Origin of the sequence: Pontibacter anaerobius (genome assembly GCF_026241195.1) — a bacterium.
GTDB lineage: Bacteria > Bacteroidota > Bacteroidia > Cytophagales > Hymenobacteraceae > Pontibacter > Pontibacter anaerobius.
Window position 1 is genome coordinate 184,619 of the sequence record NZ_JAPFQO010000002.1, and the last position, 19,498, is coordinate 204,116.

The 19,498-nt window shown below is 48.9% G+C and carries 16 protein-coding genes; 12 read left to right on the forward strand and 4 right to left on the reverse strand.

Annotated features, from left to right (window positions below):
* Positions 1 to 6: 6 nt before the first annotated feature.
* From OO017_RS04180 to OO017_RS04200, 5 genes are all read left to right on the forward strand, one after another.
* Positions 7 to 654, forward strand: a complete 648-nt coding sequence (locus tag OO017_RS04180; RefSeq protein ID WP_266051191.1) for a chemotaxis protein CheC — start codon at positions 7 to 9, stop codon at positions 652 to 654.
* 113 nt (positions 655 to 767) lie between these two features.
* Entirely contained in the window at positions 768 to 1,580 is an 813-nt protein-coding gene (locus tag OO017_RS04185) for a putative phage abortive infection protein (protein ID WP_266051192.1), read from the forward strand.
* A 164-nt stretch (positions 1,581 to 1,744) separates the two neighbouring features.
* Positions 1,745 to 3,076 carry a polyamine aminopropyltransferase gene (gene speE, locus OO017_RS04190; protein WP_266051193.1) on the forward strand — a complete coding sequence of 444 codons (1,332 nt, stop codon included), beginning with the start codon at positions 1,745 to 1,747 and terminating at the stop codon, positions 3,074 to 3,076.
* Positions 3,069 to 4,139 (forward strand): agmatinase family protein, encoded by a 1,071-nt coding sequence (locus OO017_RS04195; protein ID WP_266051194.1) that lies wholly within the window; start codon positions 3,069 to 3,071, stop codon positions 4,137 to 4,139. Before speE ends, OO017_RS04195 begins: the two co-directional genes overlap by 8 nt.
* Positions 4,140 to 4,301: 162 nt before the next feature.
* Positions 4,302 to 4,634: a phage holin family protein gene (locus OO017_RS04200; RefSeq protein WP_266051195.1), complete on the forward strand. Its 333-nt coding sequence runs from the start codon at positions 4,302 to 4,304 to the stop codon at positions 4,632 to 4,634.
* A 75-nt stretch (positions 4,635 to 4,709) separates the two neighbouring features.
* On the opposite strand, the gene OO017_RS04205 is transcribed toward OO017_RS04200, so the two are convergent.
* The gene (locus tag OO017_RS04205; protein ID WP_266051196.1) at positions 4,710 to 5,045 is read right to left on the reverse strand and encodes a four-helix bundle copper-binding protein; all 336 of its coding nucleotides are present in this window, start codon (positions 5,043 to 5,045) and stop codon (positions 4,710 to 4,712) included.
* A 167-nt stretch (positions 5,046 to 5,212) separates the two neighbouring features.
* Between OO017_RS04205 and recQ the strand changes: the two genes are divergently transcribed.
* The gene (gene recQ, locus OO017_RS04210; RefSeq protein WP_266051197.1) at positions 5,213 to 7,345 is read left to right on the forward strand and encodes a DNA helicase RecQ; all 2,133 of its coding nucleotides are present in this window, start codon (positions 5,213 to 5,215) and stop codon (positions 7,343 to 7,345) included.
* A gap of 77 nt (positions 7,346 to 7,422) precedes the next feature.
* Here recQ and OO017_RS04215 read toward each other — a convergent pair whose 3' ends face one another.
* Entirely contained in the window at positions 7,423 to 8,838 is a 1,416-nt protein-coding gene (locus OO017_RS04215) for a S8 family serine peptidase (protein ID WP_266051198.1), read from the reverse strand.
* A 552-nt stretch (positions 8,839 to 9,390) separates the two neighbouring features.
* Between OO017_RS04215 and OO017_RS04220 the strand changes: the two genes are divergently transcribed.
* A complete protein-coding gene (locus OO017_RS04220; protein ID WP_266051199.1) occupies positions 9,391 to 10,176 on the forward strand; it encodes an XRE family transcriptional regulator in 786 nt (261 codons plus the stop codon).
* A 181-nt stretch (positions 10,177 to 10,357) separates the two neighbouring features.
* Complete coding sequence (locus OO017_RS04225; RefSeq protein WP_266051200.1) at positions 10,358 to 11,077, forward strand: pirin family protein; 720 nt, start codon at positions 10,358 to 10,360, stop codon at positions 11,075 to 11,077.
* 70 nt (positions 11,078 to 11,147) lie between these two features.
* Here OO017_RS04225 and OO017_RS04230 read toward each other — a convergent pair whose 3' ends face one another.
* The gene (locus OO017_RS04230) at positions 11,148 to 13,553 is read right to left on the reverse strand and encodes an ABC transporter permease (protein WP_266051201.1); all 2,406 of its coding nucleotides are present in this window, start codon (positions 13,551 to 13,553) and stop codon (positions 11,148 to 11,150) included.
* A gap of 287 nt (positions 13,554 to 13,840) precedes the next feature.
* Between OO017_RS04230 and OO017_RS04235 the strand changes: the two genes are divergently transcribed.
* From OO017_RS04235 to OO017_RS04245, 3 genes are all read left to right on the forward strand, one after another.
* On the forward strand, positions 13,841 to 15,226 hold the full coding sequence (locus tag OO017_RS04235; RefSeq protein WP_266051202.1) for a sigma-54-dependent transcriptional regulator: 1,386 nt from the start codon (positions 13,841 to 13,843) through the stop codon (positions 15,224 to 15,226).
* A complete protein-coding gene (locus OO017_RS04240; RefSeq protein ID WP_266051203.1) occupies positions 15,216 to 16,571 on the forward strand; it encodes a sensor histidine kinase in 1,356 nt (451 codons plus the stop codon). Before OO017_RS04235 ends, OO017_RS04240 begins: the two co-directional genes overlap by 11 nt.
* 131 nt (positions 16,572 to 16,702) lie before the next feature.
* Positions 16,703 to 17,152 (forward strand): OsmC family protein, encoded by a 450-nt coding sequence (locus OO017_RS04245; RefSeq protein WP_266051204.1) that lies wholly within the window; start codon positions 16,703 to 16,705, stop codon positions 17,150 to 17,152.
* Positions 17,153 to 17,159: 7 nt separating this feature from the next.
* Here OO017_RS04245 and OO017_RS04250 read toward each other — a convergent pair whose 3' ends face one another.
* Positions 17,160 to 18,020 (reverse strand): SDR family oxidoreductase, encoded by an 861-nt coding sequence (locus OO017_RS04250; RefSeq protein ID WP_266051205.1) that lies wholly within the window; start codon positions 18,018 to 18,020, stop codon positions 17,160 to 17,162.
* Positions 18,021 to 18,172: 152 nt separating this feature from the next.
* Between OO017_RS04250 and OO017_RS04255 the strand changes: the two genes are divergently transcribed.
* Positions 18,173 to 19,486: a type IX secretion system plug protein gene (locus tag OO017_RS04255; protein WP_266051206.1), complete on the forward strand. Its 1,314-nt coding sequence runs from the start codon at positions 18,173 to 18,175 to the stop codon at positions 19,484 to 19,486.
* The last annotated feature ends 12 nt before the right edge of the window (positions 19,487 to 19,498 follow it).

Sequence of the window (19,498 nt, forward strand, 5' to 3'; positions counted from 1 at the left end):
ACAACTATGATGATGGCAACTCAGATTTCGGAGTTAGAGAGAGATATTATCAAGGAGATACTCAATATCGGGTTAGCGAGGGCCGCTGATTCTTTTGCAGCCATTGCAAAAGACAAAGTGCTCTTAAAAGTGCCCGATATAAAACTGATTGAAGTTAAAGAACTCCTGGAACTGGTGTCGCAGTATGAAGATACCCATGTCATCATTCAATCCGATATAAAAGGCGAATTTAACGGCGCCACGCTCATGCTTTTCTCCGATGATCACATCGTCCGCCTCTCAGAAGTATGTCTGGCAATGGTGGATGTGCAGAAGGGGGAGCTCTCCGTTATGCAGGAATCGCTGCTGCTGGAGATAAGCAATATCATTACCGGGGCATTGGTCACCCAAATGGCAAACATCCTAAAAGCCAATATTTACGGTTCGCCCCCTAAAGCGCCTAAAGGCTATATCGCAGATTCTCTGAAAGATATACTTGTGCAGCACCCGCTGTTTCAGCCACTTGTTTTCACCGTAATTACACGCTTTACCCATAACTCCAGAAGCGTAGAGTTGCCGCTGCTGCTGTTTTTCGATTCCAAAACGTTCATGCGCATTATCGAGATCATCCGCAATTTTGACCTCGGGAAAAACAACCTGATGGAAACCGACTGAGCAAATTTGCAGTAGGGTAGCTTATCTGAATGCCGTTAGCTGTTGCTTTAAAGTATAAACAAGCGAAGGCCAGTGCTGCCGCTGCTCATTTTAGATGAAGTTATACTTCTCTCATGCCAGAACCGAAACACCGACTCAGTAAGTATGAAATTACCGGTTACATCCTGATCTTAACAGGGGCGGTGGTGCTTGTCTGGGGCACTATAAAATTTAACCTCACGGAAGAGCTTTACCTGGACCCCGCGGATAGGGAAGGGGTGTTTGGCCAGTACGGTGAGTTTATTGGCGGCATTGTAGGTTCGCTCTGGGCACTGGCAGGCGTTTTCCTCTTTTTTGCCACGCTAACGTACCAGAAACGCGAGTTTGAGCTGCAGCGCTTTGAACTGCACAAAACACAAAAGATCTTTCAGCAACAGAATTTCTCCACGTTATACATTAGCTTTATCCAGAAACATAACGATATCATCGACTCACTGGTAGCCTACGACATTAACAAGAGCGACTGGCGCGGGTCTAATTTCTTCGTCTTTTTTCAGGAAAAAGTGCTGACTTCCTTTGTGCAGAAAGTACGGAGCCTGGAGCCTCAGGAAAAAACAGAAGCGGAACTGCTGCACATCTTCCAGGATTACTTTACCTACCACTTCACGTTTTACCAGAATTCGCTGAACCCATACCTTAAGAACCTGAGCGTTCTTTTCAAGCTGATCCAAAGGTACAAAGCTGAGACGCAGGACCAGGGGGAGTACTATAGCTTTATCACAAAGGCCAATTTTACGCAGTCCGAGCTTTTCCTGATCTACCATGTGGCGCAGTTTTACCTGCTCAAAGAGTTTAATGCCATCGATAACGCCTTTGATGTGTTTGAAGACATGACCGAAGAGTTTAAAGTAGAGCACATTGTAAAGCAGGAGCTGCTGGAGAAATAATTTAGGAAGCGGCTACAAAGCTTTTTTAGCAACAATAGCTGTAAATTATTAACCCATTGGTAAACAATAAAGTATAACTTTGTGCCCATGTTTTACTTTTGATAATAGAGGCAGATTTTGTTTTTTTGCCCTCTTATCGATTTTTAAACTTTCTATACCCATTGATGAACGCTTTAGGCAGACACATTTTAGTTGAATTTTACGATTGCTCTCCTGAGCTGATGAACGATGTAGTTCATATCGAAAACAGCATGGTAGCCGCTGCCGAAACAGCCGGTGCCACTGTCATCAACAGCACCTTCCACCACTTCTCGCCTTATGGTGTTTCCGGTGTGGTAGTAATTCAGGAAAGTCACCTGGCCATTCATACCTGGCCGGAGTATGGTTACGCCGCCGTGGATCTTTTCACCTGCGGTGACTCCGTAGATCCTTGGGTGTCTTACAATTACCTGAAAGAGGCCTTTGAGGCCGGGCATGGTTCTTCGATGGAGCTACGCCGTGGTCAGCTGAGCCTGCTGAAACGTAACGACTTTAACCTGGAGTCGCTGCGCGATGTGTCTCCGAAGCCGCAGGAGGAACTGGGCAACATTACCCGCGATGTGTGGTTTACGGAGCGCGATGAGAACATCGCCCTGTCGCTGAAGCACTCAGGCAATCAACTTTACAAGAAAGACTCGCCTTACCAGCGTGTGGAGATGTTTGAGACACTTGCTTACGGCAACATGCTGACGCTGGATGGTATGGTGATGTGCACGCAGAAAGACGAGTACGTATACCACGAGATGATCACACACGTGCCAATGATGAGCCACACCAAAGCCAAGAGAGCGCTGGTGATTGGCGGAGGCGATGGCGGTACGGTGCGTGAGCTGCTGCGCTACGAGCAACTGGAGGAGGTGACGCTGGTGGAGATCGACGAACTTGTGATTGAGGCCTGCAAACTGCACCTGCCGGAGACGGCCGTTGCCTTTGACAACCCGCGCCTGAACCTGCTGGTAGAAGACGGCATCAAGTACATCAACGAGTGTGAGGATGGCCGCTACGACCTGATCATCGTGGATTCTGCCGACCCGGTAGGCCCGGGCGAAGGCCTGTTTACGGCTGAGTTCTACAGTCAGGTGCACCGCTGCCTGACACCGGACGGTGTGATGATCACGCAGTCGGAGTCGCCGCGCTTTAACAGTACCGTGTTTGTAGAGATCTACGATACGTACAAGCAGATTTTTGGCGATAACAACGTGCACTGCTACCTGGCAGCTATCCCTACGTACCCTACCGGCACCTGGAGCTTCTCTTACTCGTCAAAAGGTAACTCGCATCCGCTGCAGTTCGACCGTGAGGCTGCAGCCAGATTGTCTAAGGAGCAGGGTCTGAAGTACTATAACGAAGAGATTCATGCGGCAGCTTTCGCCCTTCCGAACTTCGTGAAGGAGCTGCTGAACAGCGGGTCTCAGAAAGCAATTGAAGCATACTCAGCTGAACCAACAGATGAATAGCAAAGAGCAGAAAATACAGAATTTCGATCCGAACGGCGTAGGCGACATCAGCGGCGGCCTTTTTGGCCTTCCGTTTACCGTGGAGGAGTCGGAGGTGGTGATTATTCCGATGCCTTGGGAGGTAACGGTGTCTTACAGCGCCGGCACGGCCCAAGGCCCGCAGGCTGTGAAAGACGCCTCTCCGCAACTCGACCTCTTTGAGCCAGTTATAAAAGATGCCTGGAAATTGGGCGTTGCGATGGAGGAGATTTCTGAGGAGTGGGCAGCTACCAGCGAGACCCTGCGCAACAAGGCGGAAGCCTACATCAACTGGCTGGAAGCCGGTAGTCCGGAAATCGGGAGGGCGGAGTTCGAGAACCTGCCGAACGAGGTGACGGCCAAAGGCGCAGAGTTGCTGCAGTGGCTGAAGCAGAGAGCTCTGGGACACCTGGAGCAGGGCAAACTAGTTGGCGTTTTAGGTGGAGACCACAGCACGCCGCTGGGCCTGATGCACGCACTGGCCGAAAAGCACGAAGAGTACGGAATCCTTCAGATAGACGCACACGCTGACCTGCGCGATGCCTACGAAGGCTTTGAGTATTCACATGCCTCTATTATGTTTAACGCCCTGAAGCTGCCGCAGGTAAAAAAGCTGGTGCAGGTAGGCATTAGAGACATTTGCCAGGCAGAGGCAGAACTGGCTGAGCAGTCTAATGGCCGCGTTACCATATTTTACGATGCCACGCTGAAAGAAAACATGTATGGCGGCGACAGCTGGAAGAAGGAATGCAAGAAGATCATTGCGCAGCTGCCGCAGAAAGTATACATCAGCTTCGACATTGATGGGCTGGACCCGAAACTATGCCCTGCCACGGGTACTCCGGTGCCGGGAGGGTTGGAGTTCGAGCAGGCGGTGTTCCTGATTAAGCAGCTGGTGAAGTCAGGCCGCGAGATCATCGGTTTCGACCTATGCGAGGTAGCTCCCGGCGACAGCGAGTGGAATGGCAACGTAGGAGCGCGCATGCTGATGAAGCTGTGTAACTGGATGGCCGTTTCGCAGAAAAGGCTGGAGGCTCAGTTTTAACAAGTACAAAGTATAACTTTACACTTCTTCAAAGCCCGCAGCACCCGCTGCGGGCTTTTTTTATGCTTCGTCAGGACGCCTGTTTTATCTTTATACTATGATTCCCGTATGTATAGCCAAACATCTATAATGAGTAAAAGCTATATCTAATATTTTAAAATTATGGAATTTGTAATTCGATTGTTAATTGTGGGTGCCGCTGCGTTGCTATCCTCCTACATCCTGCCGGGAGTGCATATTTCGGGCTTCTTAGCCGCTATTATATTAGCGCTGGTGCTGGCAATACTTAATGCTATTGTTAAACCTATTCTGATCATACTTACCATTCCGGTCACTATCCTGACGCTGGGCTTGTTCCTGCTGGTTATAAACGCGGTGATCATCCTGCTGGCAAGTTCTCTGGTGCCTGGTTTTACGGTAGACGGCTTTCTCTGGGCATTGCTGTTCAGCCTGGTGCTTTCCATCATTACTGCCATACTTGATATGATCTTTTAAGTATAACTCACAAGTATAAACGCAAAAGGCGGACCTGCAAACAGATCCGCCTTTTGCGTTTAAAAGCAATGTAACTTACTTCTGCTGCATCCAGTTCTGGCAGGCATCGGCGCACTCGCGGCAGGCATCGGCGCATTTCTGGCAGTGGTCCATATCGTGCTTGCGGCATTCCTCCTCGCACAAGCGACAGATCTCAATGCACTCCTTCATCACATGCTTGGCATGCGGTGAATTACGGGCCACAAACTGAGCCGTAATTAAACAGATATCAGCGCAATCACGATCTATCATAATACACTTAACCATCTTTTTCACGTCGTCTTCCTGCAAGCACAGGGTGGCGCAGGTTTCGCAGGCGGTCATGCATTTAATCAGTACATGCTCCAGATTGTTTGTTATCTCTGATTTCATAGCTTTAAATTTTGATTTATGACTTTAAGGTACGGTTGCAGACGCCTATAGTTATCCTGTGGCTAAAAGCAGGTTGCAATTTCGCTATTGCGTGCCATTATGGTTATCTTTGAAAGATAAAGAGATGCTGGTGCAACAGGTAACTCCTGTGCTGGAGAAAGTAAATTATGGCTACAATAAGAGAGGCAAGAGAGGCCTTAAAATTATACTTCGGGTACGAGCAGTTCCGCCCGATGCAGGAGCAGATTATTGAGGGGGTTCTGCAAGGGAAAGATGTGGTGGTGCTGATGCCGACAGGTGGTGGTAAGTCAGTTTGCTACCAGGTGCCGGCGGTGGTGCAGCCGGGAATGTGCGTGGTGGTGTCGCCGCTGATAGCCTTGATGAAGGACCAGGTGGAGGCGCTGCTGGCCAATGGGATTCCGGCTGCGTACATTAACAGCTCCCAGAGTGCCGACCAGCAGTATGCCATAGAGAACCAGTGCCTGGAGGGGAAGCTGAAGCTGCTGTATGTTTCTCCTGAAAAACTCCTTTCCTCCGGTTTCCTTGCTTTCCTTCGTCGTGTAAAGCTTTCTCTATTTGCCGTGGATGAGGCACACTGTATCTCTTCCTGGGGCCACGATTTCAGACCGGAGTATACGCAGCTGAAGGCCCTGAAGCAGCAGTTCCCAGACATACCCGTTATCGCGCTTACGGCCACCGCCGACAGGCTCACGCAGAAGGATATACAGGAGCAGCTGTACCTGCGCAATCCGCAGGTATACCTTTCCTCTTTCGACAGGCCTAATATCAACTTGATGGTGAAGCCCGGGCGTGATCGTTTTAACAAGATTACAGATTTCCTCTCCAGAAAGCCAAATCAGCCAGGCATCATCTATTGCCTCAGCCGCAAAGCCACGGAAAGCATAGCCGATAAGCTGAAGCGCAGTGGCTTTAACGCCACCTATTACCATGCGGGCATGTCCGCTAACGCGAGGGCCAAGGCGCAGGAGGAGTTTCTGAACGATGATGTGCAGATTGTGTGCGCCACCATTGCCTTCGGAATGGGCATCGATAAATCGAATGTGCGCTGGGTGATTCATTATAACCTTCCGAAGAATGTGGAAGGGTATTACCAGGAGATTGGCCGTGCAGGCCGTGATGGAGCCAAGTCGGATGCGCTGTTGTTTTACAGTTACGCCGATGTGATGAGCATGCGCAGTATGCTGCAGGATAACCAGAACGAGACGCAGACCGAGCTGCAGCTCGTAAAGCTGGAGCGGATGCAACAGTTTGCCGAGGCAGCGGCTTGCCGTCGGCGTATACTGCTGCAGTACTTCGGCGAAACGATGTCTAAAGACTGCGGCAACTGCGATATTTGCCGCAACCCGCCTACCAGGTTCGATGGAACAGTGATCGCACAGAAGGCCTTGTCTGCCATTGCCCGCACGCAGGAGCGCGCCAACATGAGTCTGCTGGTAGATGTGCTGCGGGGCGCCCGCAACGCGCAGGTGCTACAGAGTGGGTTCGACAAGGTAAAGACCTATGGCGCCGGCCACGACATCAGCACGCTGGATTGGAACCGTTACCTGCACCAGATGCTGAACGAGGGGCTGATCGAGATGGCTTATGATCAGGGCTATACTTTGAAGCTGACGGAGCAGAGCAAGCAGGTGCTGTTTGAAAACCGGCGGGTGCAACTGGTGAAGTTTGAGGAAACGAAGCAGGAGGAGCAGGCTGTAAAGGCCCGTCCAAAACGCGAACTGATCAAGGATGCCCTGTTCGAGAAACTGCGCACCCTGCGCAAAAGCCTAGCCGACGAATATGGGGTACCTCCTTACGTGGTGTTTACCGACACAACACTGCAGGAGATGGCTGCCGAACGCCCGACAAACAAAATCGCAATGCTGGCTATTTCGGGTGTGGGCGCGCAGAAGTATGATCGCTACGGAGATGCCTTCATCACCGAGATTATTGATTTTATAAATGAGGAACAGAACAAAGGCAACAAGATAAAGGGGGCTACCCACCTTGCTACCCTGGAGCTGCTGCAGAAGGGCTATAGTGCTGAGCTGATAGCAAAAGAACGTAATCTTAATCCTGTTACCGTGTTCTCTCACCTGGCTACGCTATATGAGCAGGGCTATGCGGTAGATTTATCCAGGTATGTAAGTAAAACAGAGTATAATGCCATAGCAAAGGCGATTGCGACTTTAGGAGTAGAGGCCAAACTTAAGGATCTGTTTGAGGCGCTGGGGGAGAAGTATGAATACTATAAGATCAGGCTTTCTATCTCTGTCTTTAAAAAGGAAAACGCCTGGTAGTAAAGTATAAAATGCATAGCAACAGAAAGGCCGCCCAATTTTGGGCGGCCTTTCTGTTGCTATGCATTTATTTCTGATTACTTCACAGAAGCAATTGGGTCTGGGGTAGAGTCTTTGTCTTCTGTCACAAATCCCTGGCTCAGCACCTCGCCACGTAGTGCAAGTATACCGGCTACGTGCGGAGCGGCCAACGAAGTGCCGTAGTGACCGCTGCCAAAGCTTCCGTTTTTGCTAGTAGCTGTTACGTTCACACCTGGGGCAGCAAAATCAACACCTGCACCGAAGTTTGAAGACGACCAAAGTCTGCTATAGCTATCCATGGCTGAGATAGTATAAACACCCGTAGCATTTACACGGGCAGGAGACGTGCCGGAGCAATCTACAGCGCTGTTGCCAGCCGCGATGGCGAATAAGATACCTTTGGCTGCTGCATTTTGAACGGCGTTGTCCAGGGTAGAAGAGATGCCGCTACCAAGGCTCATATTTACCACATCGCCAGGTTTGCCATTGTTGCTTACGTGGTTTACGGCAGAGATAGCTCTTGACACTGTACCAGCGCCGGCGTCATCAAACACTCGCAGGGCAATAATTGTAGCATTCGCTGCCACACCAATCATGCCTGAACCATTGTTTTTGGCAGCTATAACACCTGAAACAGATGTGCCATGGCCAAATCCATCCTCAATAGATGGGTTACCATAGATAAACGAGAAACTTCTGGCAACATCCACATTCAGGTCCGCGTGGTCTGTGTCTATACCTGAGTCAATCACCCAAACAGTTTTGCCCGTACCATCGCCAAAGCCTACACGCTCAATGTTCCAAGGAAGGGTTTCGCCGGCAAGCGGTGTGATAGTGGTATAAGCAGGTGCTGGCGTTGTTGGTGCCGGCTCTGTGGTGGTGGTGTCAGCAGGAGTCGGCTCGGTTGGTACTGGTTCAGTGGTAGTAGAATCTGATGGGGCTGGCTCAGTAGGTGCCGGTTCTGTTGTTTTGTTCTTACCGTTTCCTTTACCTCCGTTTGTTTCAGTTGAGCCGTCACCGCTGCCCTTGCCGTTTCCGTTAGCAGTAGTTTTCCAGCTAGGTGCTAGGGCTATAATGCGGTCCTGCTCTACGTAGGCCACCTCAGGGTTCTTACGGATTTCGCTTACCTGCTCCTGGCTCAGGCGAGCCGCAAAGCCATTTACTACGCCTTCGTATACCTGTGAAATTTCACGGGAGTCCACGTTAGAGGCACTCATCACACGCTCGCGCATTTTAGCAGCCTCTACTTTGCTAACCTTCAGCCCCTGGTTGTTGCTGGCACTCAGGTTACCATTCTTAAACACTACTATATACTGGCCTTCAATTGCCTGGCCGTTTTGAGAGGAGAATGCAGCTTGTGGTTCGGCAAACTGATTTTCCATTAACTCGTCTTTCTGGCATCCGGTTAGGGATACGGCAGCTGCCAGAGCAGTTAGTGCAATAGAGCGTCTGAGGGTGAACTTTCTGTTCATAGCTGGAAAATTAAAATGGCTAAAAGTTGAAATTTAAAATTGAAACTTATTTTCTTGAGTCTCGTAACCGAGTGATTCTTTAAAAAGTTCACTAGACATGGCAGGTTTTAAAGGAAATTTAAACTATTGCATTTAAAAAGTTAAATTATAAGCAATAGTAGTCCTGTCAACAGAAAAGCTCTGCTGTTTTTAATCTCTTCAGATAGAAGATTTAGGACTTTTTAGTATCTCTTCAGGAAAACTGCTGGTGTAGTAGTGTTACAAATTAAATATCTGGTTTTGAGTTTGTTTTAAATTTATGGTCTAAAAGTCCGGTATATTTGAATTAAATCAAAATAAAGGTTGTGTGAAGTAATTATAAAAAACATAACATTTCTAATAAGTATAAATTTTGTTAGAAATGTCAAATTTATTCAAGAATTTAGATTAATATAAATTATGCGATATTTAGCTAATTCTGCTAAAATAATTAGTATAAATGCTAAAAGTTTTTTAGTTTTACGGGCGTAGGATTTGTGATTAATCCACACTTTGTAATTTAAAGGAGCTACTATGCAGTTGGTTACATCTAATATAAGACATTTACGCAAGCATGCAGGCTATACGCAGGCACAGCTGGCCGAGAAGCTGGATATAAAACGCTCTTTGGTGGGAGCTTATGAGGAGGGCCGGGCTGAGCCGAAACTAAGCACGCTGGTAAATGTTGCCAGGTTATTCGATGTTTCACTGGATGACCTGGTGACCCGTGATCTGGTGCATGAAGCACCTGCTGGTGTTTCCGAAGGAACTGACCGTGCCAATGGAGGAAGCCTGCGCGTGCTTGCTATTACTGTGGATCAGGAGGAAAATGAAAATATCGAGTTGGTGCCTTACAAGGCAAGTGCCGGTTACCTGAATGGGTATGCCGATTCAGAATTCATCGAAGAGCTGCCCCGTTTTCGCCTGCCAATGCTGGGCTCCGGCGGCACTTACCGCGCTTTCGAGATTAGCGGCGACTCGATGTTGCCTATAGCCTCGGGTACCGTGATCGTGGGGCGCTTTATTGAAGACTGGAGCCAGTTAAAAGACGGCACCCCATGTATAATCGTGAGCCAGAAAGAGGGGGTGGTGTTTAAACGCATCTTCAACAAAATTAAGGATGCTTCCACGCTGCGTCTGCATTCTGATAACCCAGTTTACTCACCTTATGAGGTACACGTGGAGGATGTGGTAGAGATTTGGGAAGCAAAATCATACATCAGTTCTACATTTCCTATTGCAGATCTTTCGTTGGACAAACTCTCCAGCATTGTGCTTGATCTGCAGAAAGAGGTTCAAAAACTCAAGAAGGCGGAATAAGCGTATTGCTATAGGAAGAAGGGCCTGATGCAGCAGAAATTGCAGTGTCAGGCCTTTTTTATGGCCTGAAATGGCTGTTTTACAGCATTTGCTAACAAGAAATTAGCAACATCCGTAAAGCCATAGCAGAAAAGGCGCAACATGGGCCTTACCATACTTTGCACTATAGCAAACACGAACTATGATAAAACTGATACCTGCCGCAGAGCATCATAATGCGAATGTAGGGGACTGGCTGCAGTCTCACTACCTCTTTTCTTTTGCTGATTATTACGACCCCGCTAACGTGCAGTTTGGTCCGCTGCGAGTGTTCAACCACGACCGTATTTTAGGCCATAATGGTTTCCCGTTGCACCCGCATGCCGAAATGGAAGTGGTATCAGTGGTGCTGGATGGTGAACTGACGCACAAAGACAGTTTGGGGAACGAAGTTACCCTCAAAGCAGGCGATGTACAGCGTATGACGTCAGGTACAGGCTTTACACACTCAGAAAACAACGATACCGATAACGAGACTGAGCTACTGCAGCTGTGGTTTCTGCCGAACAAGCGTGGCCTGGCCCCATCTTATGAACACATGTCTCTTGATTTCCTGGATACCAAAAACAAGCTTGTGCCGCTGGTAACCGGGCAAAAAGTGCTGGAGAATATACCTTTCATCAATTCAAACTCCACAGTATACTATGGCCACGTGGGGCAGGGGGAGGAGATAGACTTTAAGACCTTTAAGATAAGGAAGACTCTGGTGTATGTGTTAAGTGGCAGCATGCTGGTTAACAATGTGGAGGCCGAAAAATATGACCAGGTACGGCTAGAGTCTAAAGACGTGGTGAGCCTGCACGGTAATGCAGAGGCTACTTTCATTTTGGTGGATGTGCCGGCAGCGGAGGTAAACTACTGACACAGCACAACAAAGTATAAGTAAGAAGAGCCGCTCCATCTGGAACGGCTCTTCTTGCATTATAGGCAACCTATTCGCTTTTGAGCGATAGGACGGGGTTGGCTAGGGCTGCCTGAATGGCCTTTGTGCTCATGGTTATCAAGGCTATCAATAAAGTGGCTACGCCAGCAAGTATAAAAGGAAAATAGCCAATGCTAATACGGTAGGTAAAATCCTCAAGCCACAGGCTGATGATGTAGTATGCGATAGGAGCTGAGAGGATGAAGGCGATCATCACGAGCTTGATAAATTCTTTAGAGAACAGCGCTGCGATGTGGAAGACAGAGGCACCCATAACCTTGCGTATGCCTACTTCCTTTGTCCGCTGCGCTGCCATAAAGGCTACCAAACCATACAAGCCAAGGCAGCCAATAAAGATGGCTATAACTGAAAAAATTTTGAACAGTTGGCTCTGGCGTGCCTCATCTTGGTAAAACTCGTCTATCGTGTCATCCAGGAAACTATAACTGAACACGTCATCCGGGTAGGCCATGTTCCATACTTCCTCCAGGTGATTGATTGCCTCCTGCTTCTGGCCCATGTCTATTTTGGCGTTCAGGAACAGGTAATTTTTTGGAGATGTAAACATTATGGTAGGATCTATGGGCCGGTGCAGTGAGTTTTGATGGAAGTCCTCTACAACACCTACAATTGTGGCCTTAAACTCAGAGCCTACTTTCATTGACTTGCCCACAGCGTCTGCCGGGCTTTTGATACCCAGCTTGCGCCTCATGGTTTCGTTAATCAGCAAGGAAGTAGAGTCGGTGTTGGTGTAGGCTCGACCCGCAGCCAGCTTGATATCGTAAAGGTCAAGGTAATGCTCATCTGCAAACTTCAGGTTCGCATCAAAGGGAGCGTCTTCGCTGGAGTTGTTATAGTAAAAGTTTGACCCCCAGGTAAAGTTAGAAGAGGGTGGCGTGCCAGCGAAACTAATTCCTCGTATGGCAGGGTTTTTCAGCATTTCTTCACGCAGTGGCTGTATCCGCTCGCTTGCCTGGTTTGGAAGAAACACAGTAACCACGGCATCTTTATCAAAGCCAAGCGATTTGGTTCTAAAAAAGTCCATCTGCTCGTTTACAAGTATGGTACAGATAATCAGTACCTGGCAAATGGTGAACTGCAACACAACCAGTCCTTGTCGGATAGGCAGGCCAGCTACCTGCTGTGTGTTTATTTTACTCTTAAGCGCATTGATTGGCTGGAACTGCGACAATATCATGGCCGGGTAAAATCCTGCGAAAACAGTTACAAGCAGTACTTCTGACACCAGGAAAATTAACACTACCGGATCATTAAAAATACTGAACGTGATCTCCAAGTCCATCAGGCTGTTAAGGTATGGCAGCGTCAGCTCAACAAGTATAACAGATATTAAAGTAGCCAGCAGCGTGATCAGGAATGTTTCTCCCATAAACTGCAGCACCAGCTGGTTTTTGCTGCTGCCAAGTACTTTTCTCACCCCTACTTCTTTTGCCCGTTTCACAGCCTGGGCGGTAGCCAGGTTAACAAAATTGATACAGGCCACCAGCACCAGAAACATACCAACCAGCGCCATAGACCAGATTATTTCCCGAGATATGGTACGCTGTCCGAAGTTTCCGAAGTCGGGGTTAAAATGCAGGTCGCTTAGCGGCTGTAGCACGTAGTCTTCCTTCCCCCGCTGGTCTTGCGGCCGGTGGCTGCTCACGAAAGACGTAATTTCTTTACCTTTTGCCTCTGCTGATGCTCCCTCTGGTAGCAGCACATATAGTTGATAGTTGCTGTAGAGCATGTTAAAACTATCCAGATCAAAAGTAGAGTAATTCTTCAGCGATGAGGAGGAAACAAACATTGAAAAAGGGAAGTCAGTGTTGGAGGGCAGGTCAGGTATAACGGAAGACACTTTGAGCGTAATCAGGTTGTTGAACTTGATCATCTTGCCAACCGCATTGCCGTTCGGGAAATACATGTCAGCCGTACTTTGGGTAAGCACCACGTTGTTAGGTTCAGCCAGGCTGGGACGCGGGTCCACCTCGCCTCTCTCAAAAGAGAACAAGTCAAAGAATTCCGGCTCCACAAAACCAATCGGATTATCTTCCAGGAAACGCTTGGGAGCATTGCCGTTATCACTGATAATGTTAATCTGGACAGATTCCTCCACAAATACCTGTGTCAGGTTTTCCATACCCAGGTTCTCGTTGCTTCGCAGCAGTTTGGGAATCGGAAAACGAATGCCGGAGTGCTTCTCCATTCCATCCCCGGATTGATATGCTGTCGTTACCCGGTACAGGCGATCTGCTTTATCGTGGAAAGTATCATAGCTCAACTCATACTTTATAACCAAAAACAACAAGATGCTGCAGGTGATACCAAGCGCAAGACCTGCTATGTTCAGAAGGCTGTAACTTTTATTACGGAGCAACGAACGGGCGGCGGTGAGGAAATACAGTTTTAACATAGTTTTAGAAGTAGGTTTCAGCAAAGTATGATGGTAATTAAATTACAGATGCACTTTACTTAACCCAAGGGGTGTGCCAAAGCTAAAAATACCTATAAACTGCAAGTACGGGCAAGTATATTTTTTCTGCTATGTCCATGGCCGGACACTTTCTGTCCAACTCCGGACACTGTAAAGTATACTTTCAGCTCCATTTTCTTTATATTGGTAGTATCTAAAGCTGGCACAGTATTTTTATATTGCTGGATATTCAACTAAGCGCTTTATAACGCATATACAAGAGAACTATGGAAGAACAAAGCCTGGGCCGCATCCTGGTGATAGACGATAACGAAGACGTGCTCTTCTCCGCCAAAATGTTGTTGAAACGGCATGCAAAGGAAGTGGTAATGGAGAAGAACCCGAAGAAGATCCCGTTCCTGCTCTCTAACGAAGATTTCGACCTTATCCTGCTCGACATGAATTTCAGCCAGGATATTACCAGCGGGCAAGAAGGGTTTTATTGGCTAAAGGAGATCCTGAAGTATGACCCTTCGGCTGTGGTGGTGATGATTACTGCCTATGGCGATGTGGAGATGGCCGTGAAGGCGCTGAAGGAGGGAGCCACTGATTTTGTACTGAAGCCCTGGCAAAACGAGAAGCTTGTCGCTACTTTGTCGGCAGCGGCAAAGCTCCGAAACTCCTACCGCGAGGTTAGCCAACTGAAAGAAGTAAACCGTACACTTAATTCACAGCTTAATACAGGCAAGGACATTATCCAGGGCGAGAGCAAGGCCATGCGCCAGCTGTTCTCCATCATCGACAAGGTGGCTAAAACAGATGCCGATATTCTCTTGCTCGGTGAGAACGGGACAGGTAAAGAGGTTATTGCCCGCACCATACATGAACGATCATCCCGCGTGGATAAGGTTTTTGTAACCGTGGATATGGGGGCTATTACGGAATCGCTTTTCGAGAGCGAGCTGTTTGGCCATAAAAAGGGCGCCTTTACAGATGCCAAGGAGGATAGGGTAGGCCGTATTGAGGCAGCCAACGGAGGTACCTTGTTCCTGGATGAGATCGGTAACCTGTCTCCGGCCATGCAGGCCAAATTACTTACGGTGCTGCAGCGGCGTGAGGTGATACGTGTAGGTACAAACAAACCCATCCCCGTGAATGTGCGGTTGATCTGTGCCACTAACATGCCTTTGAAGGAGATGGTGCAGCGAGGGGAGTTTCGCCAGGATCTGCTGTACCGCATCAATACGGTGGAGCTGCACCTGCCACCGCTGCGAGAGCGACAGGATGACATTCCGTTGTTTGCCGAGCATTTTCTGCAGGTATACGCCCAGAAGTATAAACAGCCGGTTAAGCGCTTAGGAGAATCAGCGCTTGGCAGGTTAAGGCGCTATAGCTGGCCCGGCAACGTGCGGGAGTTGCAGCACGCCCTGGAGCGCGCATCCATTATGAGCGACAACCGCGAACTGCAGGCCGATGACTTCTTTTTTCTGGCGGAAGAAGACCTGCCTCTTGCCCCGGCCGTAAGTGCGCAAACCCTGGACCTGGATGACCTGGAGCGGGAAGCCGTGCAACGGGCTTTGCAAAAGCACGATGGTAACATCTCCAAAGCCGCCAAAGAGCTGGGGCTTTCCCGGGGAGCCTTGTACAGAAGACTGGAGAAGTATGAGCTTTAGACACTATAAGCTGCAACTGCTGCTGCGTGTCCTACTGTTGGCCGCTACTGTTTTTGCTCTAGCTAAGATCGAATTCAGCCAGGAGTACAGGGGCACGCTAATAGGCTTGGGGCTCTTTACACTTTTACAGGTGTGGCTGCTAATGCGGTACATGGAGCGATCCAACAGGCTTTTTTTGCGCTTTCTTAACTCCATAAAATATGATGACTTTTCGGAGCAGTTCCATGTTGGCAGCGAGGGGAAAACACAACGGGAGTTATCGCAGCGCCTGAATGAGGTGATGATGAAGTTCCGGGAGGTGCGTGCTGAGAAAGAGGCGCACCTTCAGTATTTTGAGGTGATCGTGCAGCACATTGGCATCGGTATTATCACTTACAAACCTGACGGAAGTATACTTTTACTTAACAACGCGGCCAAGAAACTGCTGCAGGTAGGGCGACTGCGGCAGGTGCAGGAATTACAGGAGGTTAGCCCCGAGCTTACGCTGGGTCTGCAACAGCTCGAGAGCGGTGAAAAGGTACTGGTGCCTGTTCGGCAGGATGGGGAGCAGGCAAACCTCTCGGTGCATGTGATGGAGTTGTCGCTGCTGGGGGATAGGGTGCGGCTGGCCTCGCTGCAAAACATTCAGCTGGAGCTGGAGGAGAAGGAGATGGAGGCTTGGGGCAAGCTGATTCGGGTACTGACGCATGAGATCATGAACTCTGTGACACCCATTTCGTCCCTGTCGGCCAGCGCTTGCGAAGAGATCCATAGTTACACCGATACGGAGGCTGAGGAGATTACGCTGCTGCGCGACGAACTAGTTGATATAGGCCAGTGCCTCCAGACCATCAGCCGCCGTTCCGAAGGGTTAATTCGTTTTGTGAATGAGTTCCGCAACCTTACCACGATTTCGGTTCCGAAGATGAGTCGCTTTGATGTGGGAGAGCTGCTGCAGGAGATAAAGCTTTTGCTGCGTGAGCAGTTGGCCCAGCAGCATGTGCAGTTGTTTGTGCAGGCCCCACGCGAAAACATGTTGCTCACTGCCGACAGAAGTATGGTGGAGCAGGTGCTGATTAACCTGGTGAAAAACTCCACCGAAGCCGTGTATGAGCAGCCGGACGGGCAAATAGAATTGCGTGCCTCCCTGGATGAACGCAGCCGTGTCACGATTTCTGTTTCGGATAACGGGCCGGGTATGACGGAGGAGGCCATGGCCAAGATCTTTATCCCTTTCTACAGCACCAAAAAAACAGGCTCCGGCATCGGCCTAAGCCTGTCCCGCCAGATGATGCGCCTACACAAGGGCACCATTTCCGTGCAGTCAGAGCTCGGCCGTGGTACCACCTTTTTGCTGCGGTTTTAAGGTCGTACGTATGCCCTGTCTTTAATTTAATCACATCATTAACCCTTACTCTAGCGTATTGTCTACCTCGCTAAAACCTTTCTGCAGCAGCTCCATATACTATAGCAGCATCACCCAAAAAAATACAAAGTATGAGCGTAGAAGAAAAAGAAGGTTTTGTGACAGTGTACACCGATAGCAGCGCCCCTTTGGTGGCTCACATCAGTGCTGGCATAGACAACATGACCATAGACGAGTCTGGCGTAGGCGAAGGTATAAAAGAGGGAGCTGACCCTTATGATTACATTTTAGCGGCACTGGGCTCCTGCACCGTTATTACGCTGCACATGTATGCACAACGCAAAGGCTGGCCACTGGAGCGGGCAGAGGTAAGCCTGCGGCATGAGCGCATACACGCCGACGACTGCGCCCACTGCGAGGAGAAAGAGGCCAAGCTAACCCATGTTACAAAGCATCTCCGCCTAACCGGCGACCTCACAAAGGAGCAACGCAAACGCCTGAAAGTGATCTCCAGCAAGTGCCCGGTGCAGAAAACGCTGGTGGCTGGTATATCTGTGGAAACAAAGCTGGAAGAGAACTAAGTTATACTTAGGTTTGCTCCTCCGGAAGCTTGAAGTAAGCCTCCAGGGAATGCGCCCCAATCTGAGGGGCTACACAATCACGGGTTGATACTTCTGTAAGAAAGGCCAGTTTGTGGTAAAGGTTGCGGTTGAAAAGCTTTAAGAGCGGCAGCAAAATCAGTACAATTGCTTTCGGTGCATGCATTGTTTTGCCCCTGTAGTTTACCGCTTTGGCTACTAGATTGGCTATTTCCAGCCGTGTGTATACTTTTTTACCCCCGAGTGGAATAACCTGATTGCGGCTACCTATGCTTTCTAGAATAACTTTTGCTACATCTCCCTCAAAAACAGGATTAGTAGACTTGTCTCCACCACCGATTACCCCTAATTTTCCTTTCCTAGCCATAGCGGCCATTTCATTGAAAGCCGAAAATAAGGCAGTGGGCTGAATAATAATGTAATTTATACCTGAATGTTTCAAAGCTTCCGAGAAGTTTGCGTGAGCTTTAAAATATGCAAGCGCCGGATGCTGCTCTGCTGTAAAAGCTGAGATATAAATAAATTGCTGCACACCTGCAGTTTTTGCTTCCTGCAAAAGGTTATAGTTGGCCTGGAAGTCTATTTCATGGAAGCTACTTCTGCTATGGTCGTTTAGACTGATGCTTTTGCCTAGAGCAGACACAACAAAATCTATACCCCGGCAGCATCCAGCTAGGCTCTCCGCATATGTGGCATCTTCATAGATAAAGTGATCGGGAGGAGGAGTGAGAGTCGCTCCTTTTTGCTGAGAGCGTACCAGTGCCGTTACAGCAAAACCACCTTGCTTCAAGGCTTGTAGGATATGGCGGCCTAAATTTCCAGTAGCCCCAGCCAAAAGAACCTTCTTCATATCTCCTGAAATATGTACTTATGAAATTATAAAAAGAAGCACTGCTCCGCAATACGTGCGACCATTGTTTTGATACAGGTTTATACTTTTTAGCTATATTCGTTCTGATAACCACCCGGCTGTGCTGCAAAGTATAGCCAGAACAGACAAAGATGCTGAAAAGACCAACTTATACTTACCTGCTTGCGGCAATGCTGTCCGTGGGCGCTGTAGCCTGCGTACCCATAGAGCAGCAGGTGCAAAGCAGTAGCAGCACTCAGGCACAGTTGCGCTACGAGGATTTTGTGTACGACGAAAGCATACAGTCGGTGCAGGCGTATGTGGCAACTGGTTTTGAAGAGGAGGTGCTGGAGCCTCCTGTGGTGCCGATAAATCAGACTAAACCTATTTTGCTGGAGTTTGACCGGCTAAGTGCGACCCCTAATCGCTTGGTGGCGAAACTGGTGCATTGCGATGCCAACTGGACCCCTTCCACCCTCAGCGATACCCAATTCCTGAATGATTTTAATGAGTTCTTTATTACCAATGCCCAAAACTCAGTAAACACGCATGTGCCCTATGTGCATTACCAGTTCCGGGTGCCGCGTGTTAAATTGAGCGGTAACTACTTGCTGGTGGTGCAGGAGGAGGGAGGCAAGCTTTTACTGACGCAGCGCTTTATGGTTTACCAGGAACTGGTGACAGTGGCTGCCAAACTGGGTGCTCCGCTGGGGCCGCAGGGGCGCGAGACCAGGCAACCAGTAGAGTTTAATCTTTTTTATGCCGATTACGAGTTGGTGAACCCTGCGGCAGAAGTGAAGGCTGTATTGCGCCAGAATTACCGCTGGGACAACGCCAAGCGCCTAGCCCGTCCAACCTACATACAAGATGCCCAGCGCCGACTGGAGTATGTTTTCTTTGAACCCAAGGAGCTGTTTAAAGGCCTCAGCGAGTTCCGCGCCTTCGATACACGTAGCCTAAACTACAAAGGAATTGGAGTTGATAACATAGATCTGCAGCAAAACCCGCCGGTGGTATTCTTACAGTCCGACAAAAGCCGCAGCGGCCTTGCCTATAGCCAGGACCCGGATATAAATGGCAAGCGGATTTTCGGAAATCGCCAGTACGGCAACGCCGATGTAAACGGAGATTATACCTGGGTGGACTTTGAGTTGCAGGTTTCGGACAAGGTGCCCGGTGATGTATACCTGCAGGGCGATCTTACCAACTGGCGCCAGACAGAGGCAGCTAAATTACGTTATGATGCAGAGCGGCAGGCTTACACTGGCCGTTTGTTGCTGAAGCAGGGCTACTATAACTATTACTATACTTTGAAACCAGGTACCGCCGCAGCTGATGAGAGCTACTTTGAAGGAAGCCATTTTGAAACAGATAATATCTACGACATCCTCATTTATTACCGTCCACCCGGCTCCCGGGCCGACCTGCTGATCGGGTATGACAGGTTATTCTTTAACAGGAAGTAAATGCAGATATAA